Raw genomic sequence first — 19732 nt, 5'->3', positions numbered from 1 at the left:
CCGTTTTGGCGGTTCAGGCGATGGTGTTATGCGCCCGCAAGGGTCAAGAACATACCGGCCAGGGCCGCGCTCATCAGGTTGGATAGGCTGCCCGCGGCCAGCGCTTTAAGTCCGAGCCGCGCGATGACCGGGCGTTGATTGGGCGCAAGACCGCCGGCGACTGCCATCTGGATCGCGATCGAGCTGAAATTGGCAAAGCCGCAAAGCGCAAAAGTGATGATCGCCTGGGTGTGCGGTGAGAGGTCCGTGGCGCCGCCCAGATCTATGAAGGCGACAAACTCGTTCAGCACCACTTTGGTGCCGAAAAAGCCGCCTGCCCGAAGCGCTTCGGCCCAATCCGGAGCGCCAAGTAGGTAAAAGATTGGCGCAAAGACATAGCCGATGACTTGCTGGAACGACAGATCGGGATAGCCGAACAACCCGCCGATTCCGCCGACAATGCCGTTGGCCAGCGCAACCAGCGCGACGAAGGCCAGAACCATCGCGCCCACTGCCACGGCCAGTTTGACCCCGGTTTGCGCGCCTTGGGCCGCGGCCATGATGATGTTGGCCGGGCGCTCTTCGTCGTGGTCCATGGCCACGGGATCGTCGATGTGCACGCCGGGCTGGGCCGAAATGTCTTCACGGTTGAGCGCGGCAGCGGTCATCCCTGCGGGTGGCGGGGCGACCTCGACCGCATCGTTCGCTCCGGCTGCAATAGCGACGGGGCGCGCATCGGGCATGATGATCTTGGCCATAACGATCCCGCCCGGAGCCGACATGAAAGCGGCCGCGACCAGATAGTCGATGCGGATCCCCATGCTGGCGTAGGCAGCCAGAATTGTGCCTGCCACGCCGGCCATTCCTACGCTCATCAGGCAGAACAGCTGTGACGGGGTCAAAGCAGCCAGATAGGGGCGGATCACCAGGGGACTTTCGGATTGCCCGACAAAGATGTTTGCCGCTGCCGACAGGCTTTCCACCCGCGAAATGCCCGTAATTTTTTCCAGCCCGCCGCCGATCCATTTGATGATCAGTTGCATGACGCCCAGATAATAGAGGATCGAGATTAGCGCAGCGAAGAAGATGATCACCGGCAGTGCAGCAATGGCAAAGCTGTTGCCGCCAATCTCAGGCTTTGCCAGCGGCCCGAACACAAACTCGGTTCCGGCGTGCGCATAGCTGAGCAGTGCCGAAACACCCGCTGCCACCGCCTGCAGCGCACGGTTGCCCCAAGGCACATAGAGTACCAGCGCGGCGAACCCGGCTTGAAGGGCAAAGGCGGCACCAACCACGCGGGGCCGGATGCCGCGCCGATCAGACGACAACAGGACGGCCAGGCCCAGGATAAGCAGCATTCCGGCAAAGCTGAGAAGAATCTTCATGATTATTACGTGGTCCCGCAATTGTCCCTTTGCGCCAGGTTGGTAGCGGCTTTGCCGATGCAGTCAAATCAGGCCGATCGCAGGATTGGGGAACATTTGTTTGCCGCTGCTTCCCCCGCCGCGCCCGTCTCGCTAAGCCTGACCGATGGACACGCCCAGCCAGGCCCCGGGAGCCTTGATCCCGAAATCGCTGTTCGCCTTTTCGCTCCTTTATGGCGGCTTGTGCGTGCTGGCCGGGGTGCTGGGTACCAAGCTTGCTACGCTGGGCCATTGGCCCGTTCTGGGCGACCTTGCAGTGGAAAGCGGGATTTTCGCGTTTCTGCTGCTGGTGGTGATGAGCAGCGCGGTGGCCGAACTGTTCGGGCAAGTCATGGCAAACCGGCTGGTGCGCTATGGTTTTGTGCCGCTTATCGTGTCGATGGTTCTGCTGACCGTCGTGATCCGCCTTGTTCCGCCCGCACCGTTCTGGAACGATCAGGATGCTTTTGCCCGGCTGCTGGGTCAGGGCGCCCGCATGCAGTTTGCCGGGCTGATCAGTTATGGCACTTCGCAAACGCTGAACGTCTATCTGTTTTCACGGCTGCTGGGCGGTCAGGGCAAGCAGCTGATGGTCAGGGCCTGGGTTGCCAGCCTGCTATCGCAGACGATCGACACTATCCTGTTCATCACGATCAGTTTTTACGGTCAGGACATGCCGCTGATGCAGATCATGGAAGGGCAGATCATTTCCAAGTTGGTGCTTTCAACGATCATGGTCCCGCCGCTGATAGTCGTGTTCGTCCGTTTGGGTCGCTGGCTTGATGGGCAAAAGGCCTAAAACAGGTTCATTTCCCGGCAAAGCGGGTTAAAGGCGCATCCCTATGCCGCATACCATGGACCCCTCCGCCGAGCGCACGCTGAACCTGACCAAGGCCGAAACGCTGATCGAAGCGCTGCCTTATCTGCAGCGTTATGCAGGCCGCACTTTCGTGGTGAAATACGGCGGCCACGCAATGGGCGATCCTGAACTGGCGCGCGATTTTGCTGAAGATGTGGTGCTGCTCAAAGCTGTCGGGATCAACCCCGTTGTGGTCCACGGCGGAGGTCCGCAGATCGGTGCGATGCTTAAAAAGCTGGGCGTCGAAAGCCGGTTTGTCGATGGCCTCAGGGTGACCGACAAGGAAACCGCCGACGTTGCCGAAATGGTCCTGTCGGGCGCGATCAACAAGGAACTGGTCGGCTGGATTGCCGGGGCCGGCGGCAAAGCGATCGGCATCTCGGGCAAGGACGGCGGGCTGGTTACCGCCAGCAAGGTGCGGCGCACTACCAAGGACCCGGACAGCAATATCGAACAGGTGGTCGACCTGGGCTTTGTAGGTGAGCCAGAAACGGTCGATACCGCAATTATCGAAACTTGCTGCGCGGCGGGCATGATCCCGGTGATCGCCCCGATTGCCGCAGGATCTGATGGTGCCACCTACAACATAAACGCAGATACGATGGCCGGTGCAATCGCCGCAGCATTGGGCGCCGCGCGGCTGTTCCTGCTCACCGATGTCGCCGGCGTGCTCGACAAGGACAAGCAGCTGCTGACGGACCTGACCCCTTCGGATATTGCCAGATTGCAGGCAGACGGCATTATCAGCGGCGGAATGATCCCCAAACTTGAAACCTGTGTCCACGCGGTCGAGGCTGGGTGTGAAGCGGCAGTCGTGCTCGACGGGCGGGTGCCGCACGCGATGCTGCTCGAAATCTTTACCTCGCGCGGCGCAGGTACGCTCATCCGGGCCTGATTGCCGGGCGTGCATTCCGAAAGGCTGACCCATGCGTCTTGTTGCCGAAGTGCCTCGAACCCTAGCTCTGGCCGCCATTTCGGGCCTGTTGCTGGCTGTGTCGGCTTGTGATCGCTCCGCTTCAACCAGCGGCGATGCGGCCGGTGTGCCAACGTCCTCCACCGCGATTCTGCCCAAGGCGGTTCCGCCATCGACTTCGCCTGATCCGCAGGAAGTTTTGCTTTCCTGGGCAAAGGCGATCAGCCTGAAGGATTGGGCCACGGCTTATGGCTATTGGGGCGACGGCGGCAAGGCTAGCGGCATGACGCTGGATCAGTTCACGGCTGCATGGAGCAAGCTTGGCCAGCCCGACCTTGAAATCGGCAAGGGTGTCCAAGAAGGCGCAGCGGGTTCGTTATACTATTCAGTTCCGGTCACGGTGATTGACGGCGGACGCCGCATCGCGGGTACGGTAGTGCTGCGCCGGGTAAACGATGTCGAAGGTGCGACGCCAGAACAGCTGCGCTGGCATATTGAAAGTAGCACGATCACGCCTTAGGGCGCCGCGATGAAGGGAATACCGTTTTGCTTCTGATGTCGATCCTCTCGGCGCTGCAGTACCTGATCTGGATCGTCCGGATGGTGCTGATTTGCCAGTTCATTTTGTACCTGCTGATTGCGTTCAACGTGATCGACCTGCGCAACCGCTTCATATCGGGCCTATGGGAGGCACTGAACGCGATCCTTGAACCGATGTTGGGGCCAATCCGTCGGCGAATGCCCGCGGTTGGAGGAATGGACTTTTCTTACATGGTCCTGCTGTTCGGTCTGTGGATCCTGTCACAGATATTGAGCGCAGTCGCGATGTCGGTGGTCGCATGAGCGCGCAAATTATCGATGGAAAGGCTTACGCCGCCGAGCTCCGGTCACGAGTGGCGGAGTATGCCGCTACTTTCACCCAGGCAGCCGGACGCAAGGCGGGTCTGGCCGTGGTACTGGTGGGCAGTGATCCCGCCAGTCAGGTTTATGTGGCTTCCAAGGCCAAGCAGACTGTCGAATGCGGCATGGCCAGTTTTGAACATCGCTTGCCCGAAGATACGGTTCAGGCCGATCTGCTGACGCTTGTCGATGCGCTGAATGCCGATCCGGCAGTTGACGGCATCCTGGTCCAGCTGCCGCTGCCAAAGCACCTTGACGAGCAACAGGTGGTTGCCCGGATCAGCCCCGATAAGGATGTCGACGGCTTGACGCCGCTCAGCTCAGGCCGCCTGGCGCTCGGGCAGGACGGGCTCGTGCCCTGCACCCCGCTGGGCAGCCTGATGCTGCTGAAGGACCGGCTGGGTGATCTGTCGGGGCTCGATGCGGTTGTCATCGGCCGCTCAATTCTTGTCGGCAAGCCGATGGCCCAGCTTTTGCTAGCCGAAAACTGTACCGTTACCGTGGCTCACAGCCGCACGCGCGATTTGCCCGCCGTCGTCCGCCGCGCTGACATTGTCGTGGCCGCAGTCGGCCGCCCGCAAATGGTCCGGGGGGACTGGATCAAACCGGGTGCGACGGTAATCGATGTGGGCATCAATCGCCTGTCCCCCGAACCCGGCCAGACTAAGGGGCGGCTTGTCGGCGATGTCGATTTTGCAGAGGCTGTCGAGGTTGCCAGCGCGATAACTCCCGTACCCGGCGGGGTCGGACCGATGACAATTGCCGTATTGCTGCGCAATGCCCTGGTCGCGGCGCACCGCAATGCCGGGGTGGCGCTGACTGAAGGAGCACTGTAGGATCGCCACCATGACGCGCGCGCTCCTTGGGCTTGCAGCCCTTTCGTTGACCATGTCCCCGACACTGGCTTCCGCCCGAGAACCGGCGCGAGGCTATGCAAATCCGAGCGCGGTGGTCGCGGCGGAAATCGCATTTGCCAAGATGGCCCAGGAAAAGGGTCAGTGGACCGCTTTCCGCGCCACCGCGAGCAAGGATGCGGTAATGTTCGTGCCGCAGATCGTCGCCACACAGGATTGGCTCAAGGGTAAAGCCGACCCGGCCAAGGCGGTCGCCTGGCAAGTGCACCAGGTCTGGTCCAGCTGCGACGGCAGCCTGGCGGTGACACGCGGGGCTTGGCAGGGCGAGGGCGGCACTTCGGGCTATTTCACTACTGTCTGGCAGCGCCAGAAAGACGGCAAATACAAGTGGATTGCCGATCAAGGTGAACCGCTGCCAATGGCGCTTGATGCACCGGAAATGATCGTGGCCAAGGTTGCAGATTGCCCTCCCGGCTATCGCGGCAAACCCCCCAGGCAAGCAAAAATGGTCGCGGCTCCGCTCGACCCGGCGCGGCGCGGCGGCAAGTCGCTTGACGGCACGTTGACGTGGGATGCCGCTGTTGCAACCGATGGCGCGCGCCGCTTTGTCGTGACTATGGCCAGCGGCGGCCAGCCGGTGACAGTGCAGGATTTGCAGGTCGAGGCCCCCACCAAGTAATGCTCGACCTGTTTATGTCTGCTTTCGTCACCCTGTTCGTGGTGATCGACCCGCCTGGCTGCGCGCCCATCTATGCCGGGCTGGTATCCGGCGCGACGACTCGCCAGGCCAATGCCATGGCGCTGCGGGCTTGCCTGATTGCTGCTGCAATCCTGATCGTCTTTGCCTTGTTCGGCGAAAACCTGCTGCGCGCGCTGCATATCGAGCTCAACTCGTTCCGCCTTGCAGGCGGGATCATGCTGTTCCTGATCGCGCTCGACATGGTGTTCGAAAAACGCACCCAGCGGCGCGAGGAACGCGCTGAAAAGATCAAGGCAACGCCTGAGGTGGAAGACGTATCGGTCTTTCCGATGGCAATGCCGATGATAGCCGGACCGGGGTCGATCGCAACGATCATGCTGCTGATGGGCCGCACTCAAGGCACCGAACAGACGCTCATCATTCTGGCTGCGCTCAGTGCAGTTCTGGTGCTGACCTTGCTGGCCTTGATAGCCGCAAAGCCGTTGATGCGCATGCTGGGATCGCAGGTCGAAGCCGTGATCACCCGGCTGCTAGGCGTCCTGCTCGCAGCACTGGCAGCCCAGTATGTGATCGACGGGCTCAAGGCCGTGCTGGAGTAGGTTCTATTGGAGGGTAACGCGCCCGTCGTCGCTGTCGCGGCGGCCGAAAAACTGCATAAGCTGGACCAAAAGTTCACAGCGTGATGCCAGACCCTCGGCCTCAAGCAAGGCTTGCTTGGCCGCTGCATCGAATGGCGCGATCTGGCTCACCCCGTCGATCAGCGATCGATCATCCAGCCGGGTGACCGCTTCCCAATCAACCGAATAGCCTTGCGCATCGGCAAATCGCCGCGCTTCCCGTTCGAACCCGGCGCGCTCCACCGGGGACAGAGCGGCGCCTTCATCGTCTTCCAGCAGTTCGCCCTCGACCTGACGAAACGGGGTCGCTGCGTCGATTTCGCGGACAAGACGAAAGCGCGATTCGCCTTCAAGCAGAATGTTGAAACCGCCGTCGTCCAATGCCTCTACCTCGCCGATCCGGCCAAGACATCCGACCGAATAAAGCGGTGCACCCTCAGCGCTGCGTTGGGGCTGGATCATGCCGATCCGACGATCGCGGGCCAGCGCATCCTTGATCATCGCTCGGTAGCGCGGCTCAAAAATATGGAGCGGCAACTGCAGACCCGGGAAGAGGATTGCATTGGTCAGGGGGAAGATCGAAATACGCACGCGGCGGCCTTATCCAAACAGGATCAACGACAGGCGCCGGCGCATTGCCGCCACCCACGGATCCTCCAGTCCGACCGCCTCGAACATCTTCAGCAGCTTGGCCTTTGCTGCGCCATCGCTCCATTCTCGGTCGGCTTCGATCGCTGCCAGCAGGCGGGTCGCCGCTGCATCACGGTCACCTGCCGCAAAGGCCGCTTCGGCAAAGGCCAGCTGCGCCGCCATGTCGGCCGGCGCTGCGTCGGCTGCGGCCTTGAGTGCGGCCAGCTCATTGTCTTCAGGGCGGTTGCGCGCCAATTCGAGCGCGGCTAGCGCGCGGGTCACGTCGCTGTCACCGCGAAGTGCCTCCGGCAGTGCGGCCAGCACCTGTTCGGCAGTGTCGAGATCGCCAGACAGGACCAGAGCCCGTACCTGTCCGCCCAGGGCGGCGCCGCTTTCGGGTGCTATCTCGGCTATCTGTGAAAAAATGCTAGCGGCACGGGGGCCGTCCCCTTCGGCCAGCGCGGCCTCTCCCATTGCCAGCAACGGTTCGATATCTTGCTGCGGTTCGCCGCTATTAATCGGTAACTGAGCCAGGAGCTGGTCAAGTGTCGCCTTGAGCTGGCTCTCGCTGCGGGCATTGGTCAGGTCGGCCACCGGCTGACCCTGGAACATGGCATAGACCGTGGGTATCGAGCGAACCTGGAATTGTGCAGCAATGAACTGCTCTTCGTCTACGTTGACCTTGGCCAGGATCACACCTTTGTCGGCATAATCGGCCGCAACTTTTTCAAGGAGCGGGGTCAGCGCCTTGCACGGCCCGCACCATTCGGCCCAGAAATCAAGAATCACCAGCGCGTGCATAGACGGCTCGACCACATCCTTGCGGAACCGATCGACGGCTTTTTGTTCTTCCAGGTTAAGGCCCATGCTCGCCAAGAGGGGAAACTCCATATCGTGATCGTAACAAACCGCCAATGTGGGGTTTTGGGCGCGTTTGTGAAGGGAGAAAGCGCACTGGCGGACAATTGGCGCTTTTTGCGCTTGGCAATGCCATGGGGCGATGCTAACGGCGCGCCTCACCCCAAACCCACCGCCGTTTCGGTACCGGGTTGCAGGCGTTCGAGCGGGCGTAGCTCAGGGGTAGAGCACAACCTTGCCAAGGTTGGGGTCGAGGGTTCGAATCCCTTCGCCCGCTCCAGTTTTCAAGATCCGATCCTTACGTTTTACGGCGTCACGCCGATGGCGATGCTGTCGTAAGCGGCGTTGTAACTGACGTCGAATCCTGCACTGCGCAGCGTTGCAAAGCTGACATATTCGCCTGCACTACTGGCAAGGGAAAAGCGCGCCATGGTGTCGGGATCCAAGCGGCCCGATACCAGGCCCAGCAGGTCTGCCACCTTTACGGAAGGCTTTGCATCAGGGCCTATGCGTACTGTAATCTCGCCTCCGGATTGCCCAGCAATCGAAACTGGGGTCTGGCGGAATATGATATCGTCGACCAGGCGGGATTTAAGCGACGTTTTGGCAGCAAGAACAGCGCCTTTGCGGCTGCCGGCAAGCGCTCCTGGCTTGACCGCAGGTTTGCGAAAAGCGGCCAGATCGAAATGGCGCAGTTCGGGCGATGATACGATCTTGAGCGGCGCTGGCGTAGCGACCAGGGCCGGCGGCGGCACATACGCTGCGATAGCCGGGGCTGACCCAACCGCAGACGTGGATACGGGATTGACGAGGTCCGCGATCGGAACCGCAACTTCCGCGATTGGCGCGGCAGGATTGGCAATCACTGCCGCGGTGACAGCTGGCTCGGCCGATATTGCCAAATCGCTGCCAAGCCCGGCTGGGACAGAGGGTGCGGACGCAACCAGGGGATTTATCGTAGCCGATGTGATGGCAAGGGGCTGAAAGCCAACCGGATCACGGACGACACGCTGGATGCGAGCGCGCAAATCAGGCTTGGGAGCAACCGAGGCGAGCCTGGCAACCGGCGCAATGCTTGGCGCCATTGTCAATTGCTGGCGCAGGACATCGACGGCGACAACCGGCGCGCGAGATGCGCCATACTGCCAGCCCTTTGCGTAGGTTGCATTATCGACCGGGCGCGGCGTGCCTGCCATGTTCTGGGTTGACGTTCCGCCTGCAAGACAAGCAGCAAAGGCCACCGCACCCAACGTCGGCCGGCCGGAAAACAACAAAACCGATGGACTAATCGTAGGCATGATCGGGTCCCCCATGGCCGAGTCCGGCCTCCCGAATTGTCCGCTGATTCGGCAAATAGAGTCAAATGCGAAAGATGGCAGCGCCGAATATCATCGAAAGCTATTGAATTACAGAGATAAAGAACCGCCTATGGTTTCCATAGCTGGTAGCGCGGCGGCACCAATATACTCATTTTGGATCAGGTTGGCACGTGTTGAAGCAACAGCTTGCGATTCGTGGTTAAAGCTCTGAATGGTCCGGGTTGATCGTTTATCCCATTGAACATGTGCGTAATTTTGTCGGTATAGCGGATATGCTTGGGCGCCCGCCCCACAATTGACGATGTTGCAAAGCGTGGAGTCGCAGTCACACTAGCGGTGGCGTGGTTCCCAAACTGGGTTAACAATGTTGCAAGGATTGAGTGCGGGTGATCTAAACGTGCTCAAGGCGAAGGGCGCGCCACCGATTCGGATAATGAAATCCGGTAGATAAGCGCCACACGCCCCCTACAGGTCGCAGAACGTCTTGGGTTGGCTTTGGCCAGCGGCAAAAGCGCTGCGTCCGTACCTGTCGTTCTGCGTCCTTCACCGGCTTCCGGTTCAATCCGGCAGCGTGAAGAGAGTGAATGACGGCCATGGACTACGAAGGCACGCGAAACACCGCCAACGAAACCGCGCTGGACAGCGCCGCTTTGGCGCAGGCGCTTCCCGAACTGGCAGCCGCGGCAACCGCCGCCGTGCGCAGTGGCGGAATCCCTCTGATCGCAGATGCCAACAATACGGTTGTGTTGCCGGATGGTGTGTCGCTTGACGATATCACTGTGCGAGGGCGCGACCTGATCATCCAGACCAGCGACGGGCGAACCTACGTGATTGTCGACGGGGCAGTTTTCGTGCCCCAGATCGTAGCCCAAGGCGTTGCCGTTCCTCCGCTGAACCTCGCTGCCTTGCTTATCGGTAACGAGCCTGAGCCCGCGGCAGGCGCCATTCGCAGTTCAGGGGGCAATTTTGCCGTACCGGTCGGTTCGATCCAGGATGCCTACAAGATCGGCAATCTGCTGCCGTATACCGAACTCAATTTCCCTCAGCCGCGTGTCCGCGAGATTTTTCCTGCCGCCGATCGCAAGCCGATTACCGGCCCCAATGCTGATGTGCAACTGGATGACGATGCCCTGGCCGGCGGCAATCCCGGCGGAACCGGCGATGATGCCGATGGCGTCAATACTGCCGGCACGCTGTCCGCTTCGAGCGGTGACGGCGCGCTTACCTGGTCGCTGTCGACCAGCGGCGCGCCGACTGGTTTCAGCTATGTCGCCAATGGCACGGGCATCGACATCTTCCAGGGTGAAACCAAAATCCTGGTGGTGACCCTGAACGCAGCGACCGGGGCTTACAACGTTACCCAGATCGCACCGATCGCGCATGGAGCGGGCGGGGATGAGAACAACCAAGCGTTTACGCTTACCTATGCTGTCACCGACATCGACGGCGATACCGCTTCAGGTACTCTCGGCATCAATGTCGATGATGATACCCCGGTTGCAAACCCGGACACTGACACTATCGCGGCAGGCGAGTTTGGCCCGGCTACTGGCAACATCCTGACCGACGCCAGTGCCGGCGATGCTGGTGATAGTGATAATGGCAAGGATTCAGTCGGTGCAGACGGCGGTCTGGTGCTCGCTTCGATCAGCGGTTTCGGCGGAGCCGGAACCGTCGGCGGGACTACGCAAGGTCATTATGGTGTATTGTCGCTCGATTCGGCCGGCAACTACACCTATCTTCGCAGTGCGGGCACGCCAGGTGGAGTAACCGATACTTTCACCTATTCCATCCGCGATGCCGATGGTGACGTGGCAACATCGACGCTGACCATAACCATCGCCGACGCTGTGCCGCGCTCTGGCGAAAACGCCGTGGTTCTGCTCGACGATGACGCATTGGCGGGCGGAAATCCGGGCGGTACGGGCGATGACAGCCCCGACAACGCAAACCTGACCGGAACGCTTGGCGGATCGGGCGGCGACGGCGCGCTGACCTGGGCGCTGGTCACTAGCGGGGCACCGGCGGGCTTCAGCTATGTCGCAACGGCGAACGGGCTTAACGTGTTGCAGGGTTCGACACTAGTCATGACCGTGACGCTCAACCCTTCAACTGGTACCTATACCGTCGCGCAGATTGCCCCGATTGCGCACCCCGCTGGCGGTGATGAAAATAATCAGGTCTTCGCGATCAGCTACACTGTCACAGACGTCGACGGTGATCCGGCGACCGGAACGCTGACGATCAACGTCGACGACGATACGCCGACGGTTGCCGCCAATGGCGAGGCCGCCGCGCTGGTCGTTGATGAGAGCAATTTTGCAGTCAATTCGGTCCAGAATCTCAGTACACTGTTCGCGCACAGCTTTGGCGCCGATGGCGCGGCTGCGGGCGGCGGCATCACTTACGCCCTCGGCGTGGCCGCAGGGCCTAGCGGGCTGGTCGATACATTGTCGGGGCAAACAGTCGTTCTGTCGTTGAACGGTGCTGTCGTCGAAGGACGCACCACCGGCGGGTTACTTGTCTTTACGGTTGCGGTTGATGCGGGCGGCAACGTGACGCTCGACCAGAGCCGCGCCGTTGTCCACATTCCCGATCTTGGTCCTGACGATATCACCTCGATCGGTGCGAACCTGGTGACTCTGACGCAGACGGTGACCGATGGTGATGGCGACAGCGCCGCCGCCTCAGCCGGCATTGGCTCACTTCTGCAATTCGTCGATGATGCTCCGTCGGCCGCCGCTGATACCGATGCCCTGCTGGCCGGAGCGATTGGACCTGCTACCGGCAACGTTCTGACCGACGCTGCGCCCGGCGATGCGGGTGACACCGACAACGGCAAGGATTTCCCGGGCGCGGATGGCGGCAGCGTTACAGCGGTTAGCAGCAACAACGTGCCCGCCAACAGTGACAACATGCAGGACGCCAACGGCGATCTGTTGGTCGTCGGCGAGTTCGGCACCCTGACGCTCAATGTGGACGGCAGCTACAGCTATGTCCGCAACGGCACCGGGCCGATCGATGCGACCGATAGCTTCACCTATACCCTGACCGATGGCGACGGTGACACCGCAACCGCCACGCTGACGATAACCGTGCAGGATGCTGCGCCGATTACCGGCCGCAACGCGATTGTTTTGCTCGATGACGATGCGCGCGATAATGGCAATCCTGGCGGCATCGGCGATGTGGATCCCGACACCGCTAACACGGCAGGCACCCTGGCCGGATCGGGCGGCGACGGTGCGCTGACCTGGGCCTTAACCGGTGTAGGCCTGCCTGCTGGCTTCACTTCGACCGTGGTCAATGCGGGGCTGGTCGAAGTGCGTCAAGGTACAACCCTGGTCCTGACCGTTACTCTCGACAGTACGACGGGCGCTTATGCTGTTTCACAAAACGCACCGATCAGTCATCCTGCGGGACTTGATGAAAACAGCTTGGGCTTTGCGCTGAGCTACACCGTCACTGACGCCGACGGCGACAGTGCGCCAGGCTCACTGACGATCAATGTAAACGATGATACCCCGATTGCCGCCGATGACACCGATGCGCTGCTGACCGGAGCCACTACCGCGTCGGGCAACGTCCTGACCGGCGCCGGCAGCGATGGCGATCCGGCGGGAGCCGACATGGTCGGTGCTGACGGTCCGGCAACCGGGGGCGCAGTGACGGCGATTACCGGGTTTAGCGGTGCGGGTTCGATTGGCGGGGTCACCCAGGGCCAGTTTGGCGAACTGACGCTGGATGCGGACGGCAACTATACGTATACCCGCTATTCCGGCGCTCCGGGCAATTCGCAGGATGTATTTACGTATACCCTGACGGATGGCGACGGCGATACCACGACTGCAACGCTGACAATCCTGATCGAAGACGCGCGTCCGATCACCGGCCCCAATGCGCTCATTCAGCTTGATGACGATGCTCTTGGGGGCGGCAATCCGGGCGGCATCGGCGATGTTGATCCTGATACCGCCAACACGGCCGGCACACTGGCCGGATCAGGCGGCGACGGTGCGCTGACCTGGGCTTTGGCGACGACCGGTGCACCCGCCGGCTTCAGCTATGTTGCCAACGGCACCGGGATCGATGTTTTCCAGGGCGCGGTCAAGGTAGTGGCGATTACTCTGGCAGAAGGGACGGGCGCCTATACCGTTACCCAGCTTGCGCCGATCATGCATGCCAGCGGTGCCGACGAAAACGGTACGGTCTTCACGCTGGCCTACAGCGTAACCGACGCCGATCTCGACAGTGCGGCCGGCGTACTGACGATCAACGTCAACGATGACACGCCAATTGCTGCCGATGATACCGATGCGCTTCTGGCCGGGGCTACCGGTCCGGCTACCGGCAATGTCCTGACCGACGATGCGCCCGGAGATGCTGGTGACAGCGACAACGGCAAGGATTTCCCGGGCGCAGATGGCGGCGCGGTTGCAGGCGTGGCGAGCAACAACGTGCCCGCCAACAGCGACACCGCGTTTGACACCAATGGTGATTTTGTGGTCGCTGGCGAGTTTGGCACTCTGACGCTCAACATTGATGGATCATATTCTTACGTCCGCTCCGGCACTGGCCCGATCAATGCACAGGATGTGTTTACCTACACTCTCAAAGACGGCGACGGCGATGCCGCAACCGCCACGTTGAAGATCACGTTGCAGGATGCGGCGCCGATCACCGGCCCCAATGCGCTGATTCAGCTTGATGACGATGCTCTTGGGGGCGGCAATCCGGGCGGCATCGGCGATGTTGATCCTGATACCGCCAACACGGCCGGCACACTGGCCGGATCAGGCGGCGACGGTGCGCTGACCTGGGCTTTGGCGACGACCGGTGCACCCGCCGGCTTCAGCTATGTTGCCAACGGCACCGGGATCGATGTTTTCCAGGGCGCGGTCAAGGTAGTGGCGATTACTCTGGCAGAAGGGACGGGCGCCTATACCGTTACCCAGCTTGCGCCGATCATGCATGCCAGCGGTGCCGACGAAAACGGTACGGTCTTCACGCTGGCCTACAGCGTAACCGACGCCGATCTCGACAGTGCGGCCGGCGTACTGACGATCAACGTCAACGACGACACTCCGGCACCGACAGCAACAGGCGTTATTCCCACGCTCACAGTCGATGAAACGGCTCTGGGCACCAATGACACGGCTGATTTCAGCACAGTTTTTACACCGCACTTCGGTGCAGACGGTGCTGCTGTTGGCGGCGGCATCGCTTATGCGCTGTCGGTTGTTTCGGGTCCCAGCGGCTTGATCGATACGCTGTCAGGTCAAGCTGTCACGCTGTCTCTGGTCGGCGGGGTAGTGGAAGGCCGGACTGCCAGCAACGATCTGGTCTTCCAGGTTTCGGTCAATTCCACCGGCGCGGTAACGTTAGACCAGCTGCGCGCAGTTTATCACGATCCAAACACAGGGCCGAATGATGTCGAAACCCTTGCGGCAGACCTGATCAGTCTGACCCAGACAGTCACCGACCGCGACGGTGACAGCGTTCCCGCGACAATCGGCATCGGCGATCACCTGCAGTTTGTGGACGATGCGCCAAGTGCCGGCAGCAACCTGACCGTGTTCCTCAACGACGATGCGCTGGCAAACGGAAATCCAGGCGGTGACGGCGATACCGGCGCAGTGCAGTTCACCGCCGGCACGCTTTCGCACACTTATGGCAATGACGGCGGCACGCTCGCTTTCCTGACCACTGGCGCACCGGCCGGCTTCCAGTACGTGGCAGCGGGTTCAAACATTCTGGTCCAGCAGAACCAAGGCGGCAGCTTCGTGACCGTTGCGACGGTTACGCTTAACGCTGTTAGCGGGGCTTACACCGTCACCCAGAATGCGCCGGTGTTGCATCCGACCATCGGCACAATTGAAGAAAATCTGTCTTTTACGCTCAACTATGTTGTGACCGACGGCGATCTCGACAAAGCGCCAGGTCAGTTGCTCATCGTTGTCAACGACGACACGCCGCTTGCCTTTGATGATACCGACACCGTCACGGAAGATGGACCCAGTGTGGCGGACGGAAATGTCTTCACGGGCAGCGGCGGTAGTGACTTGAACGCTACTGACGGGGTCAAGGATTCGATCGGCGCCGATGGCGAACCGCTCACCGGCCCTGTGACGGGCATAGCGTTCGGCGCTACTTCCGGCACCGTCGGTGTGTCGCTTGCAGGCACCTACGGCTCGCTGATCCTGGGATCCGATGGCCAGTATACCTACACGCTTGATAACACCAAGGCGGCGGTCCAGGCACTTGATACAGGCGAATTCCTGACAGAGATATTTACCTATCAGATCACCGACCGCGATGGTGACAAGACCACCGCGACCCTGACGATCCGGATAGATGGCACCAATGATGCACCGAGCGTAAACCCCGGAACAACCGCCGTCTCCGAAGAAGGCCTGCCGCTGGGCAACCCGGATGATGTCGGCAACACCGATACGACCAACAGCACAGTTGGCACGGGTGTGATCATCGCTACCGATGTCGATGGCGATACACTGTTCTACACGCTGGGAACGCCCACGCCGGGCCTTACGTCGGGCGGCGTTGCGGTTGTCTGGACTGGCAGCGGCACAGGTTCGCTTACAGGTACGGCAGGCGGCATCCCGGTTATCACCGTCACCATTGATGGTTCAGGTAACTACACCGTGACGCTGCTGGGCCACATCGATCATCCCAATAACGCGGTCGAGGACAGCCTGGCGCTGACCGTGCCGGTAAATGTTTCCGACGGCACCGTTTCCAGCCCGACAACCATTACCGTTTCGATCGAAGACGACAGCCCGATTGCTACCACAGGCACAACGTCGGGTTCGGTTGACGAAGATGGCGGCCTTTCCGGCGGAATCGCGGGCGGTACCGGTGACATTGCGGCAACCACCGTTGCAACAGGGTCGGTCGTAGGGTTGTTCTCTGGCGGGGCGGACACCGCGCCGCAGTATCTGCTAACCACCACCACGGGCCTGCCCGCGCTCTCTTCAGGCGGCGTGGCGATCACCTATGCGATCGCGGGCAACGTGCTGACTGCAACGGCAGGTGCTTCGCCGGTATTCACTCTCAGTCTCAATTCCTCCACCGGCGGATGGACCTTCACCCTGCTGGGCCCGATTGATCATGCCCAGGGGCTGGACGAAAACAACCTTGTCCTGAGCTTCACCGGTATCGTTCAAGCAGTGGACGCCGATGGTGACCGCGCTTCGGCGACCGGGACCTTCAGTGTCACCATCAACGATGACACCCCATCGGCGCATGATGACAGCGCCATTCAGGGGCTTGAGAATGCACCTGTGACAATCAACGTCTTCACCAACGACGAGCGCGGCGCCGATGGAACCCTGGCGACCAGCGTGGCTCTCGTGCCGGGATCGCTGCACAACGGCCTTGGCGCTGCGAGTGGCACTCTGATCAATAATGGCAACGGCACCTTTACCTACACTCCCGGTGCAGGCGAAACCGGAACGATCACGTTCCAGTACACGATCACTGACCGAGACGGCGATCCGTCGATGGCTACTGCGACCATCACGCTACTGGCGGATTCGGTACCCAACCCGCCCGCCGTCGGCGCTGCGGTTGACGATGATGGTCTTGCCAGCAGCAATCCAGCATCCGGCACCGGGGACATCGATGCCAACTCGGGCGATTTGGATGGCCCGCTGTCCAGCGAAGCCAGTTTCCGCGGCCAGATCAACGTCAATTTTGGCAACGATACCGGCACGGTCAGCTTCGCCAATCTCAACGGTACGCTGGGCACGATTGGCACTGAAACCGTCAACTACAGTTGGAACACACTGACCAACACGCTGACTGCAACTGGTCCGCGCGGGGTGCTGTTTACGGTTTCCCTGACTCCTTCCGGCGCCTACACGGTCACCTTGGTCGATAATGTCCTGCACACAGCAGGCGGCAATGAAACCAGCACATCGACTTTGCTGAATTACCTCTCCACCGATAGTGATGGTGACAGCACCACGTCTGGACAGATGGTCATCGTGTTCAACGATGACATGCCAGCTCCTACGGCATCGACAACCCAGCCGCAGTTGACTGTCGATGAAACGATCCTTGCGACCAACGCCACAGCCAGTTTCGCGTCGGTCTTTACTGCCAACTTCGGTGCGGATGGCGCAGCTATCGGTGGCGGTACGGCTTATACCCTTGGGCTGAACGCTGGTGCCAGCGGCCTGACGGATACGCTCAGCGGCCAGGCGGTAAATCTGGTCATGAACGGCGGGGTCGTCGAAGGCCGCACGGCTGGCAGCAACCTGTTGGTATTTACGGTCAGCGTCAACGGTTCCGGCGATGTCACTCTCGACCAGCTGCGAGCGATAGTCCATTCGCCCAATACCGGGCCGAACCAGGCGATCACTCTGGCCGCAGACAACCTGATCACACTTACCGGCACTTTCACCGATGGCGACGGCGATGCTGCCACGGCAACAGCCAACATCGGCCAGAACCTGACCTTCCTGGATGATGCGCCGATGCTTGGCACCGTGCAGAACCAGCAGACCGACAACAATCCGGCCACTGCTCCGGCGGTTGGTACACTGCACTTCACGCCTGGCGCCGATGGCGCGGGCAGCACGATGACGATAACGGCAAATGTCACCGGGTTGACCTCGGGCGGGCACGCGCTCGTCACCAATCAGGTCGGCAGTGTTCTGACCGCCTATGCCGACAACGACAACAGCGGGACGTTCAACGCCGGAGATACCGCGGTATTTACCCTGTCGGTCAGTCCTAATGCCGGCACTTCGGGCCAATACACCTTCGATCTGATCACCGCGCTCGATCCGACCGTCACCAATGTGTCGATCCTGTCGAACGGCGCTTTCGGTTCGGGGCCAAGCAACGGCATTGAAGTGACCAACTCGGCCACGGCTGAAAAGCTAACTTTGGTGACCGGTTGGGCTGCTACCGGCGGCTTCACTGGCGGCGAGGAAGGTGCCTGGCTTGCGGGCGGAACGCCTGACATGACTCAGCGCACCGACGTCAACGGGTCCACCAGCGGGTGGGGGCTGGCCAACAATAATTTCGACGCGGGTGAGTTCATTCGCTTCGATTTCGGTGCGCTAAATGATTATGACGGACCGGGTGGTTACACTCCGCCAGTTGCCGGGCCCTATGCCAACGTCAGCTATGCTTCGTTCTCGTTCTTCAACTTTGGGGGCGGCGACAAGATTGAGTTTGTTGCGCATTATACCAACGGAACCACGCAGAACTGGGTGCTTGATGGCGCAACCGCCGCGTCAACCCTGACCGTAAATTCGCCCGCGGGAACGCAGATCGCTTGGATTGACGTTTATGAAGCAACCGGATCGATCAAACTAAATCTGACCGACATCGGTGTGACTTCGACTACCATCGACAAAACCCTGCCCTTCACGGTAACCTTGACAGACGGGGATGGCGATCCGACCTCGACCGGCAGCTTCTCTGTGCATGTCGCAACCGGCCTTACGCCGCTTGCCCCGGCTGCACCGATCGCGATTGACCTCAATGGTGATGGCATCCACTATCTGGCGGCCGATGCGGGCGTCAGCTTTGACTATGACGGTTCCGGCACCAAGGTCGGCACCGCCTGGGTCGATGCACACGACGGTCTGCTGGCGATCGACGCCAACGGATCGGGCAGTGTCGACAACGGACGCGAGATTGTCTTTGGCGGCAATGGCCTGACCGATTTGCAAGGCGTTGCAGCGATCTACGACAGCAACCATGATGGCATGTTGGATGCGCAGGATGCGTCCTTTGCCCAATTCGGGGTGTGGCAGGATTCCAACAGCAACGGGGTGAGCGAAGCAGGTGAGTTCAAGACCCTGACCGAACTTGGCATTGTCAGCCTCAATCTGACCAGCGATGGTCAGGGTGCAACAGCGGCAAATGGCGACGTAACCATTTTTGGGACGACGACATACATCCGCGTCGATGGCACATCGGGGAATGCAGCCGACGTGGCCTTTGCCACAACATCGCTTCAGCGGCAGGCTCAACCTGCCGAACTGGCTGCGATGAACGCAGCGGCAACCGGCCTGCTGGCAGCAATGGCGCTGGACCACGCCAATGCTGCTGCTGATACAGGCTTGCGAACGGCAGCTGCGCATACTGCCGATTTGCCAGCCGTTACTGCCATTGCGGCGATCGACGTGTCCGACTCTGCACCACAGTCTGCCTCCGTGCAGCTCGCCGCGCTGGCCTCTGGCAAGATTGCGGCGATGGCTGACACGCATGGGAGCGCAGACCGCGGCGATGCCGGCCTTGGTCATGCCAGCCAGGACAAGCCGGCTGATCACGGTAGCGACGGGGCGAATTTGGCTGCAGACAGCGGGAAAAGTGCGCTGTTCGCTGCGCACGATGCCGGTCAGTCAGCGATGGACGCACTGCTGACAGTTGCCGCTCCGGCTGCGGTGAAGGGTGAAATGGCAGCGCCCGCCGTTGCCGAGGCGATGGCCGATGCCGCCGGCAATCACGCGGTCGACCACTTGGTCGATCATTTCGCGGCGGGGGCCGCAACCGGTACGGAAGCTTCGCATAAGGCGGGTGACTTTGCACTCCAGGGACTGCTTGACAGCAGTGTGCAGGGATCCGGCCACGACGCAGGAGCGCCGCATCTCAGCTTGATGCAGGTGCTCGATCACGAACAGGCCGCTGCCTTGGCGTGATGAAGGGGATTTATGAGACTG

12 protein-coding genes and 1 tRNA gene are annotated in these 19732 nt (G+C 61.0%); 9 read left to right on the top strand and 4 right to left on the bottom strand.

Annotated features, from left to right (window positions below):
- Positions 1-26 precede the first annotated feature (26 nt).
- A complete protein-coding gene (locus tag Q0L62_RS06395; protein WP_296678014.1) occupies positions 27-1364 on the bottom strand; it encodes a nucleoside transporter C-terminal domain-containing protein in 1338 nt (445 codons plus the stop codon).
- A 145-nt stretch (positions 1365-1509) separates the two neighbouring features.
- Between Q0L62_RS06395 and Q0L62_RS06390 the strand changes: the two genes are divergently transcribed.
- Genes Q0L62_RS06390 through Q0L62_RS06360 form a run of 7 tightly spaced genes read left to right on the top strand, consistent with a single transcriptional unit; the run spans position 1510 to position 6207 of the window.
- Positions 1510-2181, top strand: a complete 672-nt coding sequence (locus Q0L62_RS06390) for a queuosine precursor transporter (RefSeq protein WP_296678010.1) — start codon at positions 1510-1512, stop codon at positions 2179-2181.
- 43 nt (positions 2182-2224) lie between these two features.
- Complete coding sequence (gene argB, locus Q0L62_RS06385; protein WP_296678007.1) at positions 2225-3136, top strand: acetylglutamate kinase; 912 nt, start codon at positions 2225-2227, stop codon at positions 3134-3136.
- Positions 3137-3167: 31 nt separating this feature from the next.
- Positions 3168-3674, top strand: coding sequence for a hypothetical protein (locus Q0L62_RS06380; protein WP_296678005.1), 507 nt, complete (start codon positions 3168-3170; stop codon positions 3672-3674).
- A gap of 35 nt (positions 3675-3709) precedes the next feature.
- Positions 3710-3997 (top strand): YggT family protein, encoded by a 288-nt coding sequence (locus Q0L62_RS06375; RefSeq protein WP_367183263.1) that lies wholly within the window; start codon positions 3710-3712, stop codon positions 3995-3997.
- Positions 3994-4890: a bifunctional methylenetetrahydrofolate dehydrogenase/methenyltetrahydrofolate cyclohydrolase FolD gene (gene folD / locus Q0L62_RS06370; protein ID WP_296677999.1), complete on the top strand. Its 897-nt coding sequence runs from the start codon at positions 3994-3996 to the stop codon at positions 4888-4890. The genes Q0L62_RS06375 and folD overlap by 4 nt, the downstream gene beginning before the upstream one ends.
- A gap of 10 nt (positions 4891-4900) precedes the next feature.
- Positions 4901-5587 carry a hypothetical protein gene (locus Q0L62_RS06365; protein ID WP_296677996.1) on the top strand — a complete coding sequence of 229 codons (687 nt, stop codon included), beginning with the start codon at positions 4901-4903 and terminating at the stop codon, positions 5585-5587.
- The gene (locus tag Q0L62_RS06360) at positions 5587-6207 is read left to right on the top strand and encodes a MarC family protein (RefSeq protein WP_296677993.1); all 621 of its coding nucleotides are present in this window, start codon (positions 5587-5589) and stop codon (positions 6205-6207) included. The genes Q0L62_RS06365 and Q0L62_RS06360 overlap by 1 nt, the downstream gene beginning before the upstream one ends.
- 3 nt (positions 6208-6210) lie before the next feature.
- Here Q0L62_RS06360 and Q0L62_RS06355 read toward each other — a convergent pair whose 3' ends face one another.
- Both Q0L62_RS06355 and Q0L62_RS06350 read right to left on the bottom strand, forming a co-directional pair.
- The gene (locus Q0L62_RS06355) at positions 6211-6816 is read right to left on the bottom strand and encodes an LON peptidase substrate-binding domain-containing protein (protein WP_296677990.1); all 606 of its coding nucleotides are present in this window, start codon (positions 6814-6816) and stop codon (positions 6211-6213) included.
- 9 nt (positions 6817-6825) lie between these two features.
- Positions 6826-7722: a tetratricopeptide repeat protein gene (locus Q0L62_RS06350; RefSeq protein WP_296678086.1), complete on the bottom strand. Its 897-nt coding sequence runs from the start codon at positions 7720-7722 to the stop codon at positions 6826-6828.
- A gap of 196 nt (positions 7723-7918) precedes the next feature.
- Here Q0L62_RS06350 and Q0L62_RS06345 point away from each other — a divergent pair.
- Positions 7919-7993 (top strand) — tRNA-Gly (locus Q0L62_RS06345).
- 25 nt (positions 7994-8018) lie between these two features.
- Here Q0L62_RS06345 and Q0L62_RS06340 read toward each other — a convergent pair.
- Positions 8019-9011, bottom strand: coding sequence for a hypothetical protein (locus tag Q0L62_RS06340; protein ID WP_296677988.1), 993 nt, complete (start codon positions 9009-9011; stop codon positions 8019-8021).
- 605 nt (positions 9012-9616) lie between these two features.
- Between Q0L62_RS06340 and Q0L62_RS06335 the strand changes: the two genes are divergently transcribed.
- Positions 9617-19711: a DUF5801 repeats-in-toxin domain-containing protein gene (locus Q0L62_RS06335; protein ID WP_296677985.1), complete on the top strand. Its 10095-nt coding sequence runs from the start codon at positions 9617-9619 to the stop codon at positions 19709-19711.
- Positions 19712-19732 lie beyond the last annotated feature (21 nt).

This window comes from Novosphingobium sp. (genome assembly GCF_024642085.1).
GTDB lineage: Bacteria > Pseudomonadota > Alphaproteobacteria > Sphingomonadales > Sphingomonadaceae > Novosphingobium.
This window is presented reverse-complemented; position numbering and strand designations above follow the sequence as displayed.